This window comes from Paenibacillus sp. S150, from assembly GCF_019352175.1.
Taxonomy (GTDB): Bacteria; Bacillota; Bacilli; order Paenibacillales; family Paenibacillaceae; genus Paenibacillus_AQ.
The window spans coordinates 194,108-212,942 of sequence record NZ_JACBYI010000001.1 but is presented as its reverse complement, the minus strand read 5'-3'; the positions used below and the strand labels follow the sequence as shown (position 1 = coordinate 212,942).

Here is an 18,835-nt window from a genome sequence, read left to right as displayed (position 1 = left end):
AAGAGAGTGATAACATGCCCAAATGGCTTGTTTGGTTAGGCGCCCTCCTCCTTGCCGTGATCTCTATCGGCGCGCTGACGGTGCTCCGCCCGCTGCCCGTGCGCGCCGCGGCGAATAACGGACTGCCCGGCGACACGAACATTAAGTACTTCGGGAGATGGGATACCGGGAACAATGCGGTCTATAAAAATTATTGGGGCGGCGCGTATTTCAAGGTCGGCTTCTCGGGAACCCGCGTGCAGATCAAAGTGGGCGGTGCTGTTGATCTGTACGCCTGGATCGACGGAACGGAGAGCTATTATCCGGGAGCCAGCGGTACGGTGAATCTGACTCCGGTGCCTCTGGCGCCGGGGGTGCACACACTGAAGGTGGCTTCCGCCTATTTCGCGGGCTATGACGGCGTAACGGAGACGGGAGTATTTCAGTTTCAGGGGCTGGTTCTGGATGCCGGGGCAATGACCTCGCTCCCGCCCGCTTCAGATAAGCTAATCGAATTCGCCGGTGATTCCATTACGGCGGGCATGGCGCTCGGCAAGCAGGCTATATCAGACTACGCATGGCTGAGTGCCGAACAGCTCGGCTACGAGCATACGCAGATTGCCCATACGGGAATTAATCTGGTCGATAACTGGACACCGAACAACCTCACAACGAAGATCGGGCTGGCCGGGCAGTTCTTCAAGCTGCAAAACGGTAACTACACCGGCTCTCCGGATTGGAACTTCTCCGCGTACCCGGCCAATATGGTGGTTGTGAATATCGGCACCAACGACTACGGCACAGGTGTGCCGTCTGCGACATTTAAGAGCAATTATACTGCCTTTCTGCAGAACATCTTACAGCGGTATCCGTCCGTCGTCATTCTGGCGATGAGGCCGTTCAATGGAGCGTTTGCGAACGAGATTTACGAAGCTGTGCATACGGCTGATCCGGACGGAAGGCAAATCTTTTATATCGATACGTCAGGCTGGATCAGCAAGCCCGGCGATTATCTTCCGAACGACCAGATTCATCCGAATGACAGCGGACATGTGAAGATCAAGAACAGACTGGCCGAACAGATCAGGTTTTATGAGAAGTACACTAATCTCGCGCTCAAGAAACCGGCTGTTGCCTCGTCGTCCGAGAACGCGTCTTTGGGACCGGCTTCCGCTGCGCTGGACGGGGATCTGCTCACACGCTGGGCTTCTGCGGCAAGCGATCCCCAGTGGATCTACACCGACCTCGGCACGGCCCTGGCCATCGGCGGCGTCAAGCTGAGATGGGAGACAGCCTACGGCAAAAGCTACAAAATCCAAGTATCCGGCGATGCGCTGAGCTGGACCGATGTGTATGCGACAACAACGGGAGACGGCGGCGCGGATGACATATCCTTCCCTGCGGTAAACGGACGGTATGTCCGTATGCTCGGCCTGCAAAGAGGCACAGGCTACGGCTATTCCCTATACGAATTCGAAGTGCATGCGCCCAAGAGAACAGGGATGGCCCCCGCCGGAAGCACGATCTGGCTGAAATCAGTAGCGGACGGCAAATACGTAACCGTGACGGATTCGAATCAATTAAGAGCGGTTAAGGATTTCGCCAGCACATGGGAGCAGTTCCTGGTGGAGGATGCGGGCGGAGGGTATATTGCGCTTAAATCCCTGAAGAACAATCTCTATGTCAGCGCCCTGGGCGATGCGGCGTTCACCCATCAACTGTCCGCAGCTGCGGCGGGAAAATCCGCATGGGAGCAGTTCGAATGGCAGGATTGCGGGGGAGGTCTCATTGCCCTCAGATCGCCCTACTGGGGCACCTATGTCAGTGTCAATCCGGGAGAAGCCGACCATCCGCTGAAGGCCGCCAGTCCGAACGGAGGACCCGCCGGGTGGGAATTCTTCTCCTGGGGAGAGTGAGACAAGTGTAGTTGACAAAAAGGAGATGGATGACTTGAAAGTTTTGCTGCTTGATCTGGCATCCCCATGATTATCCGTTACCCGGGGCTGATGCAGAACCATGTGGATCATGGACTGCATTATCACTTGGATCTCGGCCCTAATTTGGCAGAGCTTATGGGCCGCGAGCCGATGCCAGGCCGGGACGGTCAAGGCTATGCACCGGCGCTGCAGTCAGGTCAAGCCTGCGGAAGGGAGTCTCTAATCATCTCGCAATGCGCCCATGTATGCCAGCGCAGCGTTCGCTTTGGGCAGTGGCTGTATATACGCTCTTACCATGACGGGTATCATCTGTTTGATACCGAGATGCTCTACAATCCGGAGGAGGACGGGCATGAGCAGCACAATGTCGCCGCCTCGCATCCCGCGGTTTGCCGCGAAGCGGTCTCCCTTCTGAATGAATGGCATGACCAGATGATGCGCACCATGCCTTACGACACAGATCCATTGTGGACCGTTATGAAGGAAGGCGGCCCCTACCATGCCAAAGGTCAGCTCAAGGAGTATGTCCAGCGGCTGGAGGAGACCGGACGCAGCTTCAAGGAACAGGATACGTTCCCGCGTCCCGCATTAAGAAGGTGTCCGCTCTCCGGAGGAATTGCATAACTCAGCAATTTCATTGATTTAGGCGTATTCCCCTGAAGTGGTTCGGAATACAATTATAGTTAGGAAGCCTCAAAACACAAAAAACTCCCTTACCAAGGCTATTACATGGTAGAAGGAGTTTTTTATATGGAAATAATAATCGTTTAGAATAACTACTGAGAGTTTTGATAAAAGGCTGGCATTTCATTAAATATTGACCACGCCGTTTCTTTCCGGGAATGAATCAGGTTATTTAGCCAGTTTAGACTTGATCTTCTTCTGATTTAATTTCAGCGTATTCCCCGGAAAGGGGGAAGAAACGGATGATTCAGGTATCCTTTTTCCCACTAACGCTGGCGAAAAAGGGGATGCGGGAAGAATGCAGTTTACTTTTTCCATTTGGTGGACTTCCACCCGGAATTCAGCAGGCCACCTTACAACTGAAATCCCAAACAGCTGCGCTGACCAGTGAAGGGGGCTCAAAGAGATCAAGCCCCTAAACGAAATCGAATCCAGAAGAGAAGTTCAGCTTGCCAATGATATAACAGGAGAATGGATTAGCGAAAAAGGAAGTGAGGAGTATTTATATTTTGAAATAGTGGAGACTTACTTCAGCATGAAATCAGCTAAAACATTTTTCCCTGAAGCATATGAAGCAGCCACAGCTTATTGCATTTTAATTGCGTTTATTTAGTGACTCTACAATAAGGAAAGGAGGGATTGTCATAAAAATAAAATCATTATTTTTTATTTTTAGTATTATTCTGGTGCTCCTAACATCAGCTTGTGCTAGCGGTGTAACTAACTCAGGTTCGCAAAATGAGCTTTCTGAACCTGATCGTGTAGTGTTGGACGAATTAATTTCAACTGATGCAGCCCTTAATGCAAATATGGAGTACATTTCTCTGGTTTTGAGTGAAGGGGTTCCTTTAAGGGATTCTGATAAGCAAGTTATTGAAGAATACCTGCAAAAAAAAATATAATCCTGAATTTCGAAAGTAAGTATCCACAAATCACCTAAAAGCTCTACACGAAGGGATTTCTTGCTAAAAACAGCCTGCACCAAATGGGTGAAGGCAAAAAGAGGGTTTATCCCTTGTCCGATCTGGATGGGTTCAATTCACTTTCGAAATTCAGGTTTATATGCTTCACGTTATAAATCAGCCTTATCTTTCTCGCTGAAGGGGCTGACCCAAAAGCCATGAAATGGCTGCTTGGGTCAGCCCTTTTTTAGTCGCAGGATATACGCAGGTTTTTGGAGTGGACGCTCCGCGAACGGACCGTTGTCTGGGCCGCTGTGCTCTCCAGATTAATTTCATTCCCCTTAGCGGTGAAAATCCGGAGACCCAGGCGGCCGCTGCCGCTGTTCCGCGAAAGAAACTTAATTTATCCTGAATTGAACCGGAGAACCTGAACAAGCGGATGGAACGCAAGGAAGAGATTCATAGGGGACGGACGCGAAGTGGAAAAAGTAACACTAATGGGCTGGAATTCTGGATTTAACAGGATTTAGTGGGATTTTGTACACTTAATGGAGGCCATCTCCCCCCATATGGCTGATTTCAGCCGGATTAGTTATACTTTTTCCCACTAGGGATGATCCAGGAGCCGAATGCGCTACCTTAGTTGTACTTTTTACCACTAAAATGGCTGCCCTTTGGATAAATAGTTCAAGTTCCATCTTAATGTAGGCGAATTTCTCTGCAAGGGAGAGAAACGGGTCGATTAGGGTCCTTTTTCCCGCTAATACTACCCGAAAAAGCGGCTGGGGGAATATGAAGTGACCTTTTCCACATGGCTTCCCGCCTGGCTTCAGCAGCCAGCCTTACGTCTGAAAATGCAAACAGCTGCGCTTCCCGGTCAGGGACGGCGAAGCCGTTTCCACTTGAAAGATAAGAATTTATCCTGAATTTCGAAAGTAACTTCTCATAAAAAAACAAAAAAAGGGCTCAAACCTTTGGTAGAATGGTGTTTGCGAAAACAAAATCACCCAAAGAGAGGAGCACCTTTTAGGTGAAGTCTACCACACCCTTCCATCAAATCAAGACCGAATTTTCATTGCCGCACGCCACGACGGTTGGAGGCAGCAAGATCTTCCTGGACTATCTCGGAAAAATTAAGCTCGGCTCTGCGCTACAGCAGATTTCCGGCACGAAAGCGAAGAATGCGTTGTTTCCTGTGTACCGCATTTTGCTGTACCTCATCGTGGGCTGGATTCTGGGAGCTGAACGGCTCTTTCACTTTCGGAAGTGGCAGCAGGATTCGCTCATCCAACGCTTTCTTGGCGGGCGTTGTCCGCATCACTCGCTGCTCTACAAAGAACTCAATAGGCTCGGCAAGACCAACCCCAACAACCTGAAAAGGAACCTTCAAAAACTTCAAATTGAACGTATCCGCCCCTGCCTGCCCCCGAGTCTGATTCTCGATTTGGACTCTACCGTGGAGACGGTGTACGGCCATCAGGAGAAGGCGGCCAAAGGCGTCAACTCGCATAAACCCGGACACCAAAGCCTCCATCCTTTGTTGGCTTTTGAAGGACAGTCCCGGATGTGTCTCTATGCGCAGCTGCGCGCCGGGAATGTTCATTCCTCCACCAATGCCGGCCCTTTTTTGGAGCAAGCCTTCGAACTGCTGGGAGAGCAGAAGGTGAAGTATGCCCGGATTGACAAAGGCTTTGGCGGCGAAGAGTTCTATGCGCTCTTGGAAAAGCAGAAGATCGGCTATGCCGGCAAAAATGAAATGGACAAAACGTCTGGCGGCGGAAGCGGCTAAGTGTCGCGTTTGGAAGCGATACGTCGACGAGGAGTGGATCATTGTAGGCATCGCCCTTTGGTATCAGGCTACGTCTTGGACAACGCCCCGGCGGGTCGCTGTCATCCGCAAAGCAAAAATTGTTCAGGAAGACCAGGCCTGCCTGCTCCTGGATACCGATTGGCAGTACGAAGCGATGGTCACCCTTCTCGATTGGGAAGCCACCGATTTGTGGCGCTTTTACAACCAGCGGTGTCGTATGGAGAACTACATCAAGGAAGCCAAGCGCGGGTTTGCCATGGACACAATCGCAACGGGCTCCTTCGAAGCCAATGAAACCGATCTGCTCGTCAAATTGCTGGCATATAACCTGTATGAGCGCTTCAAACGAGATTGCTGCGAACCGGTTCATTCCGGTTATACCATTGCCAGGTTTCGTCTGGAGTTCTTTCACTGTGCAGCGACACTGGTGAGTGACTGTCGAACCACCGTACTCAAACTGACGAAAGAATTTGCCAACCGCTACACCTGGAAACGGATGGAATGCCGAATCGCCCAGCTGGAATGAGGGGTTCAGAATTTAACATGGACATTCAGATGCCCGGTCTTCCGGGGAGGGGGAAACTCTAGGAAGGCAATTCACTTTGGTATATTTTCCTTGTTAATCATCCCTGATTCTTACAGTTTTTCCGCAAGCTTAGTCTCTGGTTTCCTTGTAAATACGCGCTTTCGAAATTCAGGATAATGTAAAAATTTATAACTACACCTTTGACCAATTAATGGAAGGGGAATTATACGAGCAGGACGAAACTATGCTTAGAGGCATTCTTCTAACCATTGAAAAGCAGAAGCAGCCGGACAACGGGAATGAGCTGACTATTGAGATCAGTAAGTATTGTTCAAACGAAGGGGCAATCGCTTTGGAAATGATATTAGCCTATCAGGAGGGACAATGGAAAGTCGTTGATTATGGTTCAATGAGACAAAGCTATATAGATTGAACTCATAAAATTGAGAACCGCCAAATCGGGTAAAAGATAGTAATGAACCGAAAAGGACGGGGATCGAAGTGGCAAAAGAAGAAGAGATTGAAAGGCTGACTACGGCCATGAAAGAAACGGAAAGTACCCGCATGTATGAAAGATACTTAGCTGTCCGTTTGCATTTGGAAGGCCGGACTTTAACGGAAATTGCAGACATTTTGGGCAGGTCTTTTCCTGCCATTAGCGGATATTGGAAAGCTTATCGCAAACAGGGACTTCAAGGCCTTGGATTTGGGGAGTACCCCGGCGGCATCCGAAAACTTTCGGACGAACAAGAAGAACAACTGAAAGAAACCATTGCCCAGCAAAGACCGGTGGATGTTGGATTTGAAGCGAAATGCACTTGGACGTTAAGACTCATCCGTGCATGGATTCTTCGGGAGTTCGGAGAAAAATACACCCTAAAAGGAATTTCTAAAATGCTGAACCGGCTTGGTTTTAGCTACACGAAAGCTACCTATACGTTGGTACGGGCCAGCAAAGAGGAACAGAAACAATTCCGTGAGGTCACTTTACCTGAGCTTAAAGAGCAGCTAAACCAGGGTGAAATCGACCATCTTTTATTTGAAGATGAATCGATGATAAGGGCCTGTTTGGCTTTGCAGTACAACGGATTTCCGAAAGGACAACAACGCAAAATTCCGACTCATGTTGAGCATAAAGGAGCGAAACTGTTTGCTGCCATCGACTACGAAACGGGTTATGTTGACCCATCTAGAAGAAGAAAAATTTGATGCAGCGGCCTTCGGACGATTTTTAATAGATATCTTACAGGCCTACCCCCAAGGCAAACTTGTCATGGTATTAGACAATGCCCACACTCATCATGCGGATGAAATTCAGCCTTATTGATCGGCTGCTGGTACGAGCGTAAAGATTTTAAGTTCAATCTGTATAGGGACTGACTAATTCTCAACTAAAAGTGAATTTCGAGATGCTACGAATGATTGCCAAATGGAAATATATTTGCCTGAGGTCGAGCGGATATATTTTGCCTGGACAATGAACTTTTGTTCGACAGCCGTGAATTCAAGACTGTTGAGGACTTGGAAAATTGCAGGAGGATCTCGGCATCCTTTTCTTTGGATATCTTGGACAGTTTTGCTAACGAATTTTTTTGCAATTACTAATTCTTGTAAACGCTTTAAAAAACATTGACAACGATAATCTACTGTGTTAAATTCTATGTGTAATTCAATCAAATACAGGATTGTTACTGGTGAAGCAGGCAAGACCTAAATTATATGAGGTATGGGAAACCATGATCTCTGATAATTTAGGTCTTTTTTATTTGTCTCCTTGCCCTGCTGAATCCTGTAAATACTTTAAGTAGGGGGATAAACATGGGGAAATTTACTCAACTCTCAAATGATATTGTCAGGAACATTGGAGGGGAACAAAATGTTAATGAGCTGTATCACTGCATGACACGCCTGCGGTTCAGGCTGAAGGACTCTTCCAAAGCAAATAAAGCAGAGCTGGAGAAGCTGGAAGGCGTTATTACGGTAGTTGAAGGCAACGGACAGTATCAGGTTGTTATCGGCAATGATGTTAATGCCGTATACAAAGAGATCCTTGCCGGACACGCCATTAAGTCCTCCGGCGAAGCGGACGGCGGGGATAAGGATGAGAAGACCGGCAATATTATCACCCGGTTCTTCAATACGATGTCGGCTATTATGACGCCGATTGTGCCTGCGCTTGCCGGTGCGGGGATGCTGAAGGCTGTGCTGGTGCTGCTGACCACGACGTTTGGCCTTATGTCGGCGGAGTCCAGCACTTACCTTATTTTGGCGGCGGCAGGCAACAGTGTTTTTTACTTTCTGCCATTGCTGATAGCGGTTTCCACAGCGCGGACATTCGGCGCCAATATGTTCGTCGCGCTGACAATTATGGGCGCATTGCTGGAGCCCAATTTCACAGGATTGATGGAGAATATCGGTGACATCACGTATTTTGCGGGAATGCCCGTGGTTCTGATGAGATACACCTCAACACTGATTCCTGCCATGCTGGCGATCTGGGTGTTCTCTCATCTGGAGAGATTCCTGAAGAAGGTCATTCCGCAGAACATCCAAATCTTTGCGGTGCCTCTCTTGTCCCTGTTGATCATGGTACCGCTTGCAGCGATGGCTATCGGGCCGGTCGGGGTCTACCTTGGCAATGGAATTGCGTCCGGCATCAACTATCTTAGCACCAGCAGCGGTATCGTTATGGGGGCGATTATTGGCGGAGGCTGGACCTTCCTCGTCATGTTCGGCCTGCAATGGGGAATGGTGCCCGCAATGATTAACAACATCAGCCTGCACGGGTTTGATACGATCAAGCCGCCCTCTGCGGCTGCGACCTTCGCCTCTTCCGGCGCAGCGCTCGGAGTATTCCTGAAAGCGAAGGATAAGAAGCTGAAAGCCTATGCGCTGTCGGCGTTGGCACCGTCCATCCTTGCCGGAGTAACTGAACCTATTGTCTACGGGATTTCGGTCAAGCTGAAACGTCCACTGATTGCCCAGGTCATCGGCGGCGTCATCGGGGGTGCCTTTATTGGAGCGATGCACTCGACTGTGATTGCCTACGTGTTCCCGGCGGTGACAACGCTTCCGGCCTTTGCCACCGATACGTTCGTCTACTTCCTGATTGGGATCACCGCTTCTTTCGTAATTACAGCAATCTTGACTTATATTCTCGGTTTTGAAGAAGAGGGGCTGGAGTTGCCGAAGACGGAATCCCCTCAAGAAAAAGCCGCTGCTCCGGCGCCGACACCAGGCATTGCGGATCCCGGCGCCGTTCTCCTCCCGAAGCTGGGAATTGCAGCGCCGCTCAGTGGCCGGGTCATTCCGCTCAGCGAGGTCTCCGATTCCGTCTTTGCCAGCGGTGCGATGGGCAACGGGGCTGCAATCTTGCCTGACGACAACAAGGTGTATGCGCCCGCAGAAGGAACTGTGACCTCAGTTGCAAAAAGCAAGCATGCGATCGGCATCACAACACCTGAAGGCATTGAAATTCTGATTCATGTCGGTCTCAACACAGTGAAGCTGAAAGGTGTCCCGTTCAATATAAAAGTGGAAGAAGGGCAGCATGTGGCGGACGGGACGCTGCTGATGGAATTTGACCGGGAAGCGATTGAGCAAGCCGGCTACGAGCTGACAACTCCGGTCATTGTAACTGTAATGGGGGGTTACAGAGAAGTCAGCCCGACCGGCAAGACCCGGGTACTGAATCGTGAGCCTCTGTTAGTACTGACCGAGTAAGGGATCATCGGCGTTTCAAATGTTAGGCGGTCAATCCCATCGTCAGGTCAATAGACGACCCGGCAAAACAATTCATCATGGAGGTAAGAAACATGGAGCATATCACGAAACAGCCGTTTCCGGCGGACTTCCTATGGGGAGCGGCGTCGGCTGCCTACCAGATCGAAGGCGCCTCGGGCGAGGACGGCAAAGGACCGTCTGTCTGGGACGTCTTCACCAAGCGGGAGGGAACAACCTTCGGAGGCTCCAACGGTGATGTGGCGGTGGACCATTACCACCGCTACAAGGAGGATGTGGCCCTGATGGCGGAGCAGGGGCTGAAGGCCTACAGGTTCTCCATTGCCTGGAGCCGGATTTATCCGCAAGGCAGCGGAGCAGTGAATGAGAAGGGGCTGCAATTCTATGATCGTCTGATCAATGAGCTGCTTGCAAATGATATTCAGCCGGTCATTACACTATATCACTGGGACATTCCCCAGGCGCTGATGGACCGTTACGGCGGCTGGGAATCCCGTCAGGTTATCGAGGATTTCGACGCTTATGCGGTCACACTGTTCAAACGGTATGGAGACCGGGTGAGATATTGGGTTTCTCTGAACGAGCAGAACTATTTTGCCGCCTACGGCTATGAGACGGCGCTGCATCCTCCCGGCGTCCAGGACCGCAAACGGATGTATGAGGTCAATCATATTGCGAACCTGGCCAATGCCAGGGTAATCCAAACATTCCGCACCCATGTGCCGGACGGCCTGATCGGTCCGAGCTTCGCGTACAAGCCGTATTATCCGCTCAACGCCAATCCCGCCAATATGCTGGCCTTCGAGAACAGCGAGGATCTGAATAATTATTTCTGGATGGATATTTATGCCTGGGGCCGTTATCCGAAGGCGGCCTGGAAATACCTTGAGGAGCATGGCCTCACGCCCACAGTGCAGGAGGGCGATTGGGAGCTGCTCGCATCGGCCAAGCCCGACTTTATGGGGGTCAACTATTACCGGACGACGACGGTGGAAGCCCATTCGCTAAGCGGCAAGTTCGAAGCCGGTGAGAAAAACACGACCGGCCGCAAAGGCTCCACGAAGCATTCCGGCATTCCGGGCATGTTCAAGACGGTGTCCAATCCCTTTTTGGAAACAACGAACTGGGATTGGGAGATCGACCCGCAGGGCTTGCGGATCGGCCTGCGCCGGATCATGAACCGCTATGGGCTGCCGGTGTTCATTACCGAGAACGGGCTTGGCGAATTCGACAAGCTGGAGGAAGGCGATGTGATCCGGGACGAATACCGCATCGATTATTTGCGCAGCCACATTGCCGCGATTCAGGATGCGATTTCGGACGGCGTGGAGGTCATCGGTTACTGCTCCTGGTCCTTCACTGATCTGCTCAGCTGGCTGAACGGGTACCAGAAGCGGTATGGCTTTGTGTACGTAGACCGGGACGAAACGGACGCCAGGGAGCTGAGACGGATCAGGAAGCAGAGCTACTACTGGTATAAGCAGGTTATCCAGAGCAATGGCGGGCAGCTGTAACGGCGGCCGCCGGACCATTACCTATAGCAAGCATCTGAAAGGAGCGGACGATTTGATGAAAACGAGAAATGCTTTTCCACCAGACTTTTTGTGGGGAGGTGCCATTGCGGCAAATCAGGCAGAAGGAGCGTGGAAAGAGGGAGGGAAAGGTCCCTCCATCAATGACGCATTGCGGCATGGTATTGTGCACGGCAAGCTGGATCAGGCTATTGAAGAGGGCGTTCATTACCCGAGCCATGAAGCTATTGATTTCTACCACCGGTACAAGGAGGATATTGCCCTTTTTAAAGAGCTGGGATTAAAATGCTTCCGTACCTCTATCGCCTGGTCGAGAATCTTTCCGAACGGGGATGAGCTGCTGCCGAATGAACAGGGGCTTCAATTCTACGACGAGCTGTTTGATGAGCTGCTGAAGAACGGCATTGAGCCGGTGATCACGATCTCCCACTTCGAGACGCCGCTGCACTTGGTCCGGGCGTACGGCGGATGGAAGAGCCGCAAGCTGATTGACTACTATACGCGGTATTGCGAAGCGATCTTCACGCGGTACAAGCATAAGGTGAAATACTGGATGGGCTTTAATGAAATCAATCATATGCATACGATTCCCCTGGCTGCGGGAGCGGTTGAAATTACGGACGGGGCGGGCCAGCTGCAGGATATCTACCAGGCGAGCCACCACCTGTTCGTTGCCAGCGCTGTTGCGGCAAAGCTGTGCCATACCATCATTCCCGGTTCGCAGATGGGCTGCATGCTGTCGTTAAGCATCATTTATCCGAATACATGCAATCCCGAAGACGTCTTTGAAACCTACGAATTAAGACGCCGCTCGCTTTTTTATTCGGATGTCCTGGTACGGGGCGAATATCCGTCCTATTCACGGCGGATCTTTGAGGAGCACGGCATTGAAATATCCATGGAGGCCGGAGACCTGGAGCTGATCCGCCGGCATCCGGCTGACTATGTGGGGTTCAGCTACTACCGGAGCAGCACGCACCAGGCGGGGCAGCCGATTCTCGGCAATACGGGGGGCATTATCGGAATGGACAATCCGTATCTCAGCAAAACCGCCTGGGGCTGGCCGATCGATCCCAAAGGGCTGCGTTATGTATGCAATGAAATCTACGACCGGTACCAAAAGCCTCTGTTCATCGTGGAGAACGGGCTGGGTGCGCGCGACGAAATCCGTGAGGACGGCTCCATTGAGGATGACGAGCGCATCGAATATTTGAACCGGCATTTGCGGGAGCTGAACGAGGCCCTTTTGGATGGCTGCGAGATTATCGGCTATACTTGGTGGGGACCGGTCGACATTGTCAGCGCCGGAACGGGCGAGATGGAGAAGCGGTACGGGTTCATTTACGTCGATAAGGACAACAGCGGCCAGGGAACGCTGGAGCGGATCAAGAAAAAAAGCTTTGGCTGGTACCGGCAGGTTATCGCAACGAACGGCGGGGCGCTTTTCACGGATACGGCTGCCGGAACCTGAAGCTCCGGCCTTACCCGCAGCCCGGCAGGCCTGTGGAATAGCTTGTACGGTTTTTACATCTGGATAAGGTAAGGGATGATTCTTGTGCGAATTGAGAAGGTGCTGAACAACAATGTCATCATTGTCAGGAATGAACACCGCAAGGAATCTGTCATTATGGGAAAAGGAATCGCCTTCAGAAAGAAGGAAGGGGATATCGTCGACGAAGATAAAATCGAAAAAATGTTTACCCTGGACAATAAAGGCCTATCCGAGAAGCTGCAGACCCTGCTGGCGGAAATCCCGCTTGAGCACATGGAAATTTCGGAAAAGATCATCAGCTACGCTAAGCTGCATTTGGGCAAGAGACTGCACGACAGTATTTATGTCACCCTTACGGACCATATCAGCTTTGCGATTGAGCGCTCCTTTAAGGGAATAGAGATTAAGAATTCTTTGCTCTGGGACACTAAGCGCTTTTATTCCGAAGAGTTCGCGGTTGGTCTGGAGGCGCTGAAGATACTGCGGCAGGATCTCGGAGTCGTGCTGACGGAGGACGAGGCGGCCCAAATTGCGCTGCATCTCGTCAACGCCGAAATGAATGAGAATATGAGCAATACCGTCGATATTACGAAGATCATGCATGATATTCTCAGCATCGTGAAAAAACACTTTAAATTTGAGTACGACGAGCAGTCAATGCTCTATTTTCGCTTCATTACCCATCTGAAATTTTTTGCCCAGCGCCTGATCAACGGGACGGATGTCGCGAGTACAGACAATACTCTGTTCCACATGGTCAAGGAGCAGTACAAAGAGGCGTTCGCCTGTGTGGAACGGATCAAAATCTATATCGAAAACACGTACCGGCGTGAATTGACCAATGAAGAGATGCTGTACCTTACGATTCATATTGAGCGGGTGATCAACCAGAAGCCCAAAACGGGCTGACAGGAGCGACCGCCGCTGGAACAGAATGCACAAAAATCCTTGGGAACAAGGATTTTTGTGCATAAGGCGTGCCCGGATAAGAACTCCCTGTCTATATAGATTGAACTTGAGATATTGCCAATTCTGGTTTTGATCTGCAGGAATGCTTGGACCTCCCGTCGCTGTTAGGTTTGGATTTTCTGAGGTAACCACGGTTTACGGCTGAAGTCTAAACCTAAAGGAGGGCGCCTCGCTGCTATCCTGTATAGCGGGAAATAAGGAATGGATGCTAAGTCCTCCACGAGCTTAATGAGTTCAATTAGTGTTACTTTTTCCCACTAAGCTGGAAGTTTTCTTGAACATCTCATTCAAGACTCGAAAGGCCCTTTCCTGCTCACTGAGAGGCTGCTCCTCTAAAAGGTGAATAACTTGCCAGATCCATTCCTGATTTCTCAAATGGTCAAATTGTGGATGATTGAACAATGCATACACGCTTATTTGTAAGGCATCAGCAATTTTCTCCAGCGTCTCAAGCTGCACGTTTTGTTCTCCCCGTTCTAATCGACCGATGTACGTGCCGTATGTACCCACTACTTCTGCCAGCTGTTCCTGGGTAAGCCCTTTTAGATTTCGATAGTGTCTTACTTTCTCTCCTATTTGTTTTGCAACATTCATCAAAGGCCCACCCCTTTCTATATATAAAAGTGTAGACCATGCTCATATGAGAATAGCAGAGTATTTAAAGTTTTATTATTTACTTAATAATTGAACTCTTAAGTTCTTTGATGTATAATTTACCCATATTCTAAAACATTTGGTGGGATTCTCCGATAGAAAGTATATAACTTGTGAACAACTTGATTTGTAGAAATGCTTTTTGTTGAGCAGGCCCATAAAAGAGATGGGGGAGCATACTATTGAGTGATAGTTACCATGTTCCAAACCCGGACTTTCTTGTTATGCCAGTAGCATCCATACTAACTATGATTGAGAGAGAAATGGAACAGCAGAATGTGACGATGCAGCTAATGGCTCAGCAAAGCGGAATAAACCGTGGTCTATTAAGCGCCCTATTTACTCGCACCCCTCCAAAATCCATGTCGATTCATCACCTGGACTTAATCGGAGAAGCTTTGGGCCAACCTGATGGCTGGCTATATGACGTCTACGTGGCTGAGTGCTTTGCCAATGGTAAAGTTCACTGGAAACAGGTTAAAAATTTTCTGGTGCGCTGTGTCCAGCTTGGGAAAAGGGATTTAATTGAAGCCGTTTTAAACAGAATAATGGAAGCGCCTATTCATATTCAGGATGTGTTCTTTTTGGCTGAGTCTCTTTTTGCCGAAGGGAATTGGAAAGCTTCCATTCCGTTTTACCGCTGTGTATGCGAAAACGAGATCAAGCAGCATTCTGAACGGCTAGCTATCAGCCACTACAAATGGTTTAGGGCAAGATTGGGCAGTGACTTAAAGGAGAATCACGAGGCTGCCCTGAAATTTGCACCCTATCGGCAGCGCCTTGCCGAGAATTTTCAACTAGATGGCCTGATTCAACTAGCTAATGTACATTTTACCCTGCAGCAATGGAAGGAAGTCATTCAGTACGCCGATGAAATGAAAGCCTTACTGCTAATTATCCTATTCCAAAAAAAAGAACGCATACGCAGGGGGATTTCGGAGACCGAAACGTTTTCCACGGACCGCCATTTGGTCTTTTATTACGGGCAGAGCTCCTTGCTGAAAGGAAATGCGCTGGAATGGATGGGAAACTATGAAGAAGCTTTGGGGTATATAGCAGGTTATGAAGACTTAAGCTGGTTTGACGATCTGGATGACAGTGGCTGGAAGGAAGTCCGCAAATTTAAACGGTTTGCTGAGGCCAATCGTTATAATCTGAATATACTCATGGGACAATTTGAATGTTTGCCCAACTATCTCGCTTTTTTGGACGAGCATCCGGAGGAATGGCTGCCTAGCTTGCTTACCATTATGAATGCAGTTAACCGTTATGAATATGAGGCTGACACAGTGCTTGCCCACTTTAAAGATCAAATCGATGAGCTGCTTACAGCGGATTCCTGGCCCGGTCATATCTATTATCAAGACATATTCCAACGTGATCGCTGCGCGCGGCTATGCTATCAACTGGCTCTGTACTGTTTTGCCCATCATCAGTATCAAAAAGGGATTGACCGGCTGCTTAAAGCGTTATCCCATTCTATCGCGTCCAACAACAAGAGCCATATCATAAACTGTGCAGCCTACTTTGAGCAATATCGAAATCAGGCTGTAGCAGAACAAAAAGTAAAGTATGAGTATTTAATGAAAGGGGTGATCAAAGATGCGCAAATGGCTTTCGTCCCTGCTTCTGATAGTCATGCTCTTTAGTACATTGTTCTTAGGAGTAATTCCGCCTATACTACCAGACGGTTCCCCTCTCCTCGCATCAACGCTCTCGAATGGAGAAGGTTCTTAAAAAGTCTCATAAAACAACCTCCGTACTTTAAAAGCGGAGGTTGTTTTGTATCCTACGGGTCGGGACGGAACATTTCCTTCAGCATATGCAGTACTCTTCGCTGATCTCTGACTTCCTGGGCTTGCAGCAAAATCTGTATGGCCGTTAATGGCTCATTGGATTCATCGTCGAGGATGGCCGGCTGGAGCAGCATAAAGAAATTAGTTTCAAGCGCCTTGGCAATTTTATCCAACGTTTGTATCGTTACATTGCGCTCCCCTCGTTCTAAGGCTCCCACATAGGAAAAGGAAGTTCCTACTCTCTCAGCTAACTGTTCCTGCGTCAAACCTGCGTGCTTGCGGTGCAGGCGGATGAGCTGCCCAATCCGCTTATTTATTTCTGGAGCATTCATCGTCTACTTTTCTCCCATCATTCGACATGTTCCTATATAAAAGTGTAGAGTATCTGAAAGAAAGGGAGGAGAATATTATAGCATTCATTCTTGTTATATATTGCTTTTATAAGATTCTTTTTTTATATTAATAATCGGATAAGATTCAATTTTATTTTAAGTAGATCATAAAGGATTTTTTTTGTAGTTGGGTAACTCTTGATAGAATAGGTTAGACGACAAAATATGGGAGATTTTTTATGAAGATACTACGGTCAGAGATCGAAAAAAAACGAAAGGAAATGAATCAGCTGGCTAAAAAATTCGGTTTATCGGATGAGCGGGTGTTAATGAAGTCGTGGGAATTGGATTGTCTTTTAAACCGGTACCAGTGTGAAAACAACAAACAAAATAAGAACATCTCTCTTCTCTTGTTCCCGACTTATGAAGAGTAGCTTTCTTTAAGAACATAAGCACGCGACGGTTGCCGCGCGCTTGCGTTATGCTATACGGAGAAATAGACGCAAATAACTCGAAATCAGCCCAATCCGTCCGCTGCTGACAAGAGCTGAATGACTTCGCCGGACAGCGAATCAAGGTTAATATGGTAGGTTCCAATGCCGGAATAATCACTGGCACGGGCGGGATAGAATGTAACGCTCCATACCGGCTTTTGCGGAGCGGCTACATTAAGGGCAGGCCTTGATACCTTCCTCAGGCGTATAGTTAGCCCGTCCTAAAAATTCCCCATAGCCCATAATGGCAGTAACGGGCGTTCTCATTTCATGCGCCAGATTATGAATAAAACGCTGCCGTTCCTCCATCAGCTTCGTCAGCTTATGCAAATGGGCTTCAACCGACTCAGCCATCTGGTTAAAGCTGCCGGCTAATTCTCCAAGCTCATCTGTACCCGTCATCGCAGCCCGTTCCCGGTAATGTCCCTTGGCAATCTCCTTGGTTGTCTGATTCAGCGCCCGCAGCGGAGCCGTCAATTGGAGCAGCATGCCAGTCAGAATAAGAGAAAGAAATGCAGGGACGACAATTCCGAGCACTGTCGCGTGCCGGATCATTTCGGTTTTGTAATCGGCCAGGCTCTGGATGTTCTTCATATAGGAAAACTTGAGGCCGGAGTAAGGTTCTTCCAGCCGTCCGGTCACTATATAATAAAGAACATCATCAGCCTCCCGTGTTAAGCTGCTTTGCTCACCGGGCTGAACCTGCAATTCAGGCTGGTTATACAGGGGTTGCGGGAAATTGGAATATATAAGCCCGTCATTCTCGTAAAAGGCCATATAAATCGCTTGGTTCTGATAATAATCCGCGTAAGGCTTGAGGTACATCTTCAGATTATTCGCGTTGAGCTCTTCATACAGCGGAGCGACGGAGGATAAGCGGCTTTGCAGTGATTTCTGAATAATATAACGTTCATTCTCCGCAGCCGTATAGGTTTGTTCCTTACTTAAGGAATAGCTTTTGGCCGTGAAGAGAAGGACCGCAAGATCAAAGCCGATCAGGAAAATTACAAGACTGCATAACGAGGCCTTTTGCCAAAATTTCATCGCGGCAGCTCCAGCCGGTATCCAAATTTAAAGACGGTTTTAATCGTCTCTTCCAGGGCAAGCTTCTTTCTAAGCCTTTGAATGTGTACATCTACCGTCCGCGTATCACCGCAATACTCATAGCCCCACACCAATTCCAGCAGCTTTGCCTGAAGGCAGTTGTATCCAACTTGTAAAATGAAAAGATGAGCCATATCCATTATCAACGGCAGCCGTCACCGTGCCGTCCGATTTAAGACCGACGGTATGACGGCGGCCGCTATTATGGAAGATTTATAATTAAAGCAGGACGCACACCATAACCGTCTATGCTGTTATTCCCATAGCTGCGGATACTGCAGCCTGTACCTACAAAAAACGCCCGTGAAGGCTTGTTTCCTTGTGTCCGCAGCCACCACCAGGAACAGCCGGCTTCTTCGCCGTCTCTGATGGTATAGTTATCTTTGTCCGGTTTATCATATACATATAAGCTGCATCCATCGGGCTTTTTCGCCTTGGCAAAACCGGTTCCGGCAGCTCGCCTCAAAGCCTTGCCGTGGATCGCGGATAAATCCTTTAGCTCGGCAACGCTAAGCAGAAAGACCCTGTTCTCCGTATCCGGGCAGCCCTCTCCGTTGTCCGTGCAATGAGTTGTCTTTATGAATTGTTTCTCGGCGGCATTGAATGCGGCGTTATAGAATTCATCATTCAGCCACTTGCGCAAATCACAGTCATGCCATGTAATGTCCATGCAATCACGCCACTTCAGATCCGGACTCAGCCCGCTTCCTGAATTTTGAAGAACACGCCATTTAATCGCCAGGTCTTCACCGCCTGCAGACTGCGGATACGTGCCGAACGCGATGAATTCGCCGGGCCTTAGGCTCCGGTACGTTAAAGTAAAATGATCCTTTTCCATTAGTATTCCTCCCCAATTTTTCATTCCAGCTTCGATCATATAACA

The 18,835-nt window shown here is 49.1% G+C and carries 16 protein-coding genes and 2 pseudogenes; 13 read left to right on the top strand and 5 right to left on the bottom strand.

Annotated elements, in window-relative coordinates:
* Positions 1–14 precede the first annotated feature (14 nt).
* The 11 genes and pseudogenes from HYD27_RS00815 (at position 15) to licT (ending at position 13,512) form a co-directional block, all read left to right on the top strand.
* Positions 15–1,895 carry a discoidin domain-containing protein gene (locus tag HYD27_RS00815; RefSeq protein ID WP_219210398.1) on the top strand — a complete coding sequence of 627 codons (1,881 nt, stop codon included), beginning with the start codon at positions 15–17 and terminating at the stop codon, positions 1,893–1,895.
* A gap of 66 nt (positions 1,896–1,961) precedes the next feature.
* Positions 1,962–2,540, top strand: coding sequence for an alkaline phosphatase family protein (locus HYD27_RS00810; RefSeq protein ID WP_219210396.1), 579 nt, complete (start codon positions 1,962–1,964; stop codon positions 2,538–2,540).
* Positions 2,541–2,842: 302 nt separating this feature from the next.
* Positions 2,843–3,019 (top strand): hypothetical protein, encoded by a 177-nt coding sequence (locus HYD27_RS00805; RefSeq protein ID WP_219210394.1) that lies wholly within the window; start codon positions 2,843–2,845, stop codon positions 3,017–3,019.
* 1,513 nt (positions 3,020–4,532) lie between these two features.
* Positions 4,533–5,838: pseudogene (locus HYD27_RS00800) on the top strand (IS1380 family transposase).
* 244 nt (positions 5,839–6,082) lie between these two features.
* Positions 6,083–6,271, top strand: coding sequence for a hypothetical protein (locus tag HYD27_RS00795; protein ID WP_219210389.1), 189 nt, complete (start codon positions 6,083–6,085; stop codon positions 6,269–6,271).
* A 68-nt stretch (positions 6,272–6,339) separates the two neighbouring features.
* Positions 6,340–7,047 (top strand): IS630 family transposase, encoded by a 708-nt coding sequence (locus tag HYD27_RS00790; protein WP_309241995.1) that lies wholly within the window; start codon positions 6,340–6,342, stop codon positions 7,045–7,047.
* The gene (locus HYD27_RS31785) at positions 6,962–7,165 is read left to right on the top strand and encodes a transposase (RefSeq protein ID WP_309241994.1); all 204 of its coding nucleotides are present in this window, start codon (positions 6,962–6,964) and stop codon (positions 7,163–7,165) included. The genes HYD27_RS00790 and HYD27_RS31785 overlap by 86 nt, the downstream gene beginning before the upstream one ends.
* A gap of 491 nt (positions 7,166–7,656) precedes the next feature.
* Positions 7,657–9,561, top strand: coding sequence for a beta-glucoside-specific PTS transporter subunit IIABC (locus tag HYD27_RS00785; RefSeq protein ID WP_219210388.1), 1,905 nt, complete (start codon positions 7,657–7,659; stop codon positions 9,559–9,561).
* Positions 9,562–9,653: 92 nt separating this feature from the next.
* Complete coding sequence (locus HYD27_RS00780; protein WP_219210386.1) at positions 9,654–11,093, top strand: glycoside hydrolase family 1 protein; 1,440 nt, start codon at positions 9,654–9,656, stop codon at positions 11,091–11,093.
* A 52-nt stretch (positions 11,094–11,145) separates the two neighbouring features.
* Positions 11,146–12,582 carry a glycoside hydrolase family 1 protein gene (locus HYD27_RS00775; RefSeq protein WP_375373880.1) on the top strand — a complete coding sequence of 479 codons (1,437 nt, stop codon included), beginning with the start codon at positions 11,146–11,148 and terminating at the stop codon, positions 12,580–12,582.
* A gap of 84 nt (positions 12,583–12,666) precedes the next feature.
* On the top strand, positions 12,667–13,512 hold the full coding sequence (licT, locus tag HYD27_RS00770; protein WP_219211074.1) for a BglG family transcription antiterminator LicT: 846 nt from the start codon (positions 12,667–12,669) through the stop codon (positions 13,510–13,512).
* Between the two features lie 294 nt (positions 13,513–13,806).
* On the opposite strand, the gene HYD27_RS00765 is transcribed toward licT, so the two are convergent.
* Entirely contained in the window at positions 13,807–14,166 is a 360-nt protein-coding gene (locus HYD27_RS00765; protein WP_219210382.1) for a helix-turn-helix domain-containing protein, read from the bottom strand.
* Positions 14,167–14,408: 242 nt separating this feature from the next.
* On the opposite strand from HYD27_RS00765, the gene HYD27_RS00760 reads away from it, so the two are divergent.
* Positions 14,409–15,875 carry a helix-turn-helix transcriptional regulator gene (locus tag HYD27_RS00760; protein WP_219210379.1) on the top strand — a complete coding sequence of 489 codons (1,467 nt, stop codon included), beginning with the start codon at positions 14,409–14,411 and terminating at the stop codon, positions 15,873–15,875.
* A 140-nt stretch (positions 15,876–16,015) separates the two neighbouring features.
* Here HYD27_RS00760 and HYD27_RS00755 read toward each other — a convergent pair whose 3' ends face one another.
* Entirely contained in the window at positions 16,016–16,354 is a 339-nt protein-coding gene (locus HYD27_RS00755; RefSeq protein WP_219210370.1) for a helix-turn-helix domain-containing protein, read from the bottom strand.
* A gap of 239 nt (positions 16,355–16,593) precedes the next feature.
* Here HYD27_RS00755 and HYD27_RS00750 point away from each other — a divergent pair, with 239 nt between their 5' ends.
* Positions 16,594–16,788 (top strand): aspartyl-phosphate phosphatase Spo0E family protein, encoded by a 195-nt coding sequence (locus HYD27_RS00750; protein ID WP_219210368.1) that lies wholly within the window; start codon positions 16,594–16,596, stop codon positions 16,786–16,788.
* Positions 16,789–17,022: 234 nt separating this feature from the next.
* On the opposite strand, the gene HYD27_RS00745 is transcribed toward HYD27_RS00750, so the two are convergent.
* The 3 genes and pseudogenes from HYD27_RS00745 to HYD27_RS00735 all read right to left on the bottom strand — a co-directional run bounded on the left by HYD27_RS00745 (position 17,023) and on the right by HYD27_RS00735 (position 18,790).
* Positions 17,023–17,892 carry a HAMP domain-containing protein gene (locus HYD27_RS00745; RefSeq protein ID WP_219210365.1) on the bottom strand — a complete coding sequence of 290 codons (870 nt, stop codon included), beginning with the start codon at positions 17,890–17,892 and terminating at the stop codon, positions 17,023–17,025.
* Positions 17,889–18,038 (bottom strand): annotated as a pseudogene (locus HYD27_RS00740) (winged helix-turn-helix domain-containing protein); the annotation flags it as partial. The pseudogene HYD27_RS00740 and the gene HYD27_RS00745, both read right to left, overlap by 4 nt.
* Positions 18,039–18,154: 116 nt before the next feature.
* The gene (locus HYD27_RS00735; protein WP_219210361.1) at positions 18,155–18,790 is read right to left on the bottom strand and encodes a DUF6273 domain-containing protein; all 636 of its coding nucleotides are present in this window, start codon (positions 18,788–18,790) and stop codon (positions 18,155–18,157) included.
* Between the last annotated feature and the right edge of the window lie 45 nt (positions 18,791–18,835).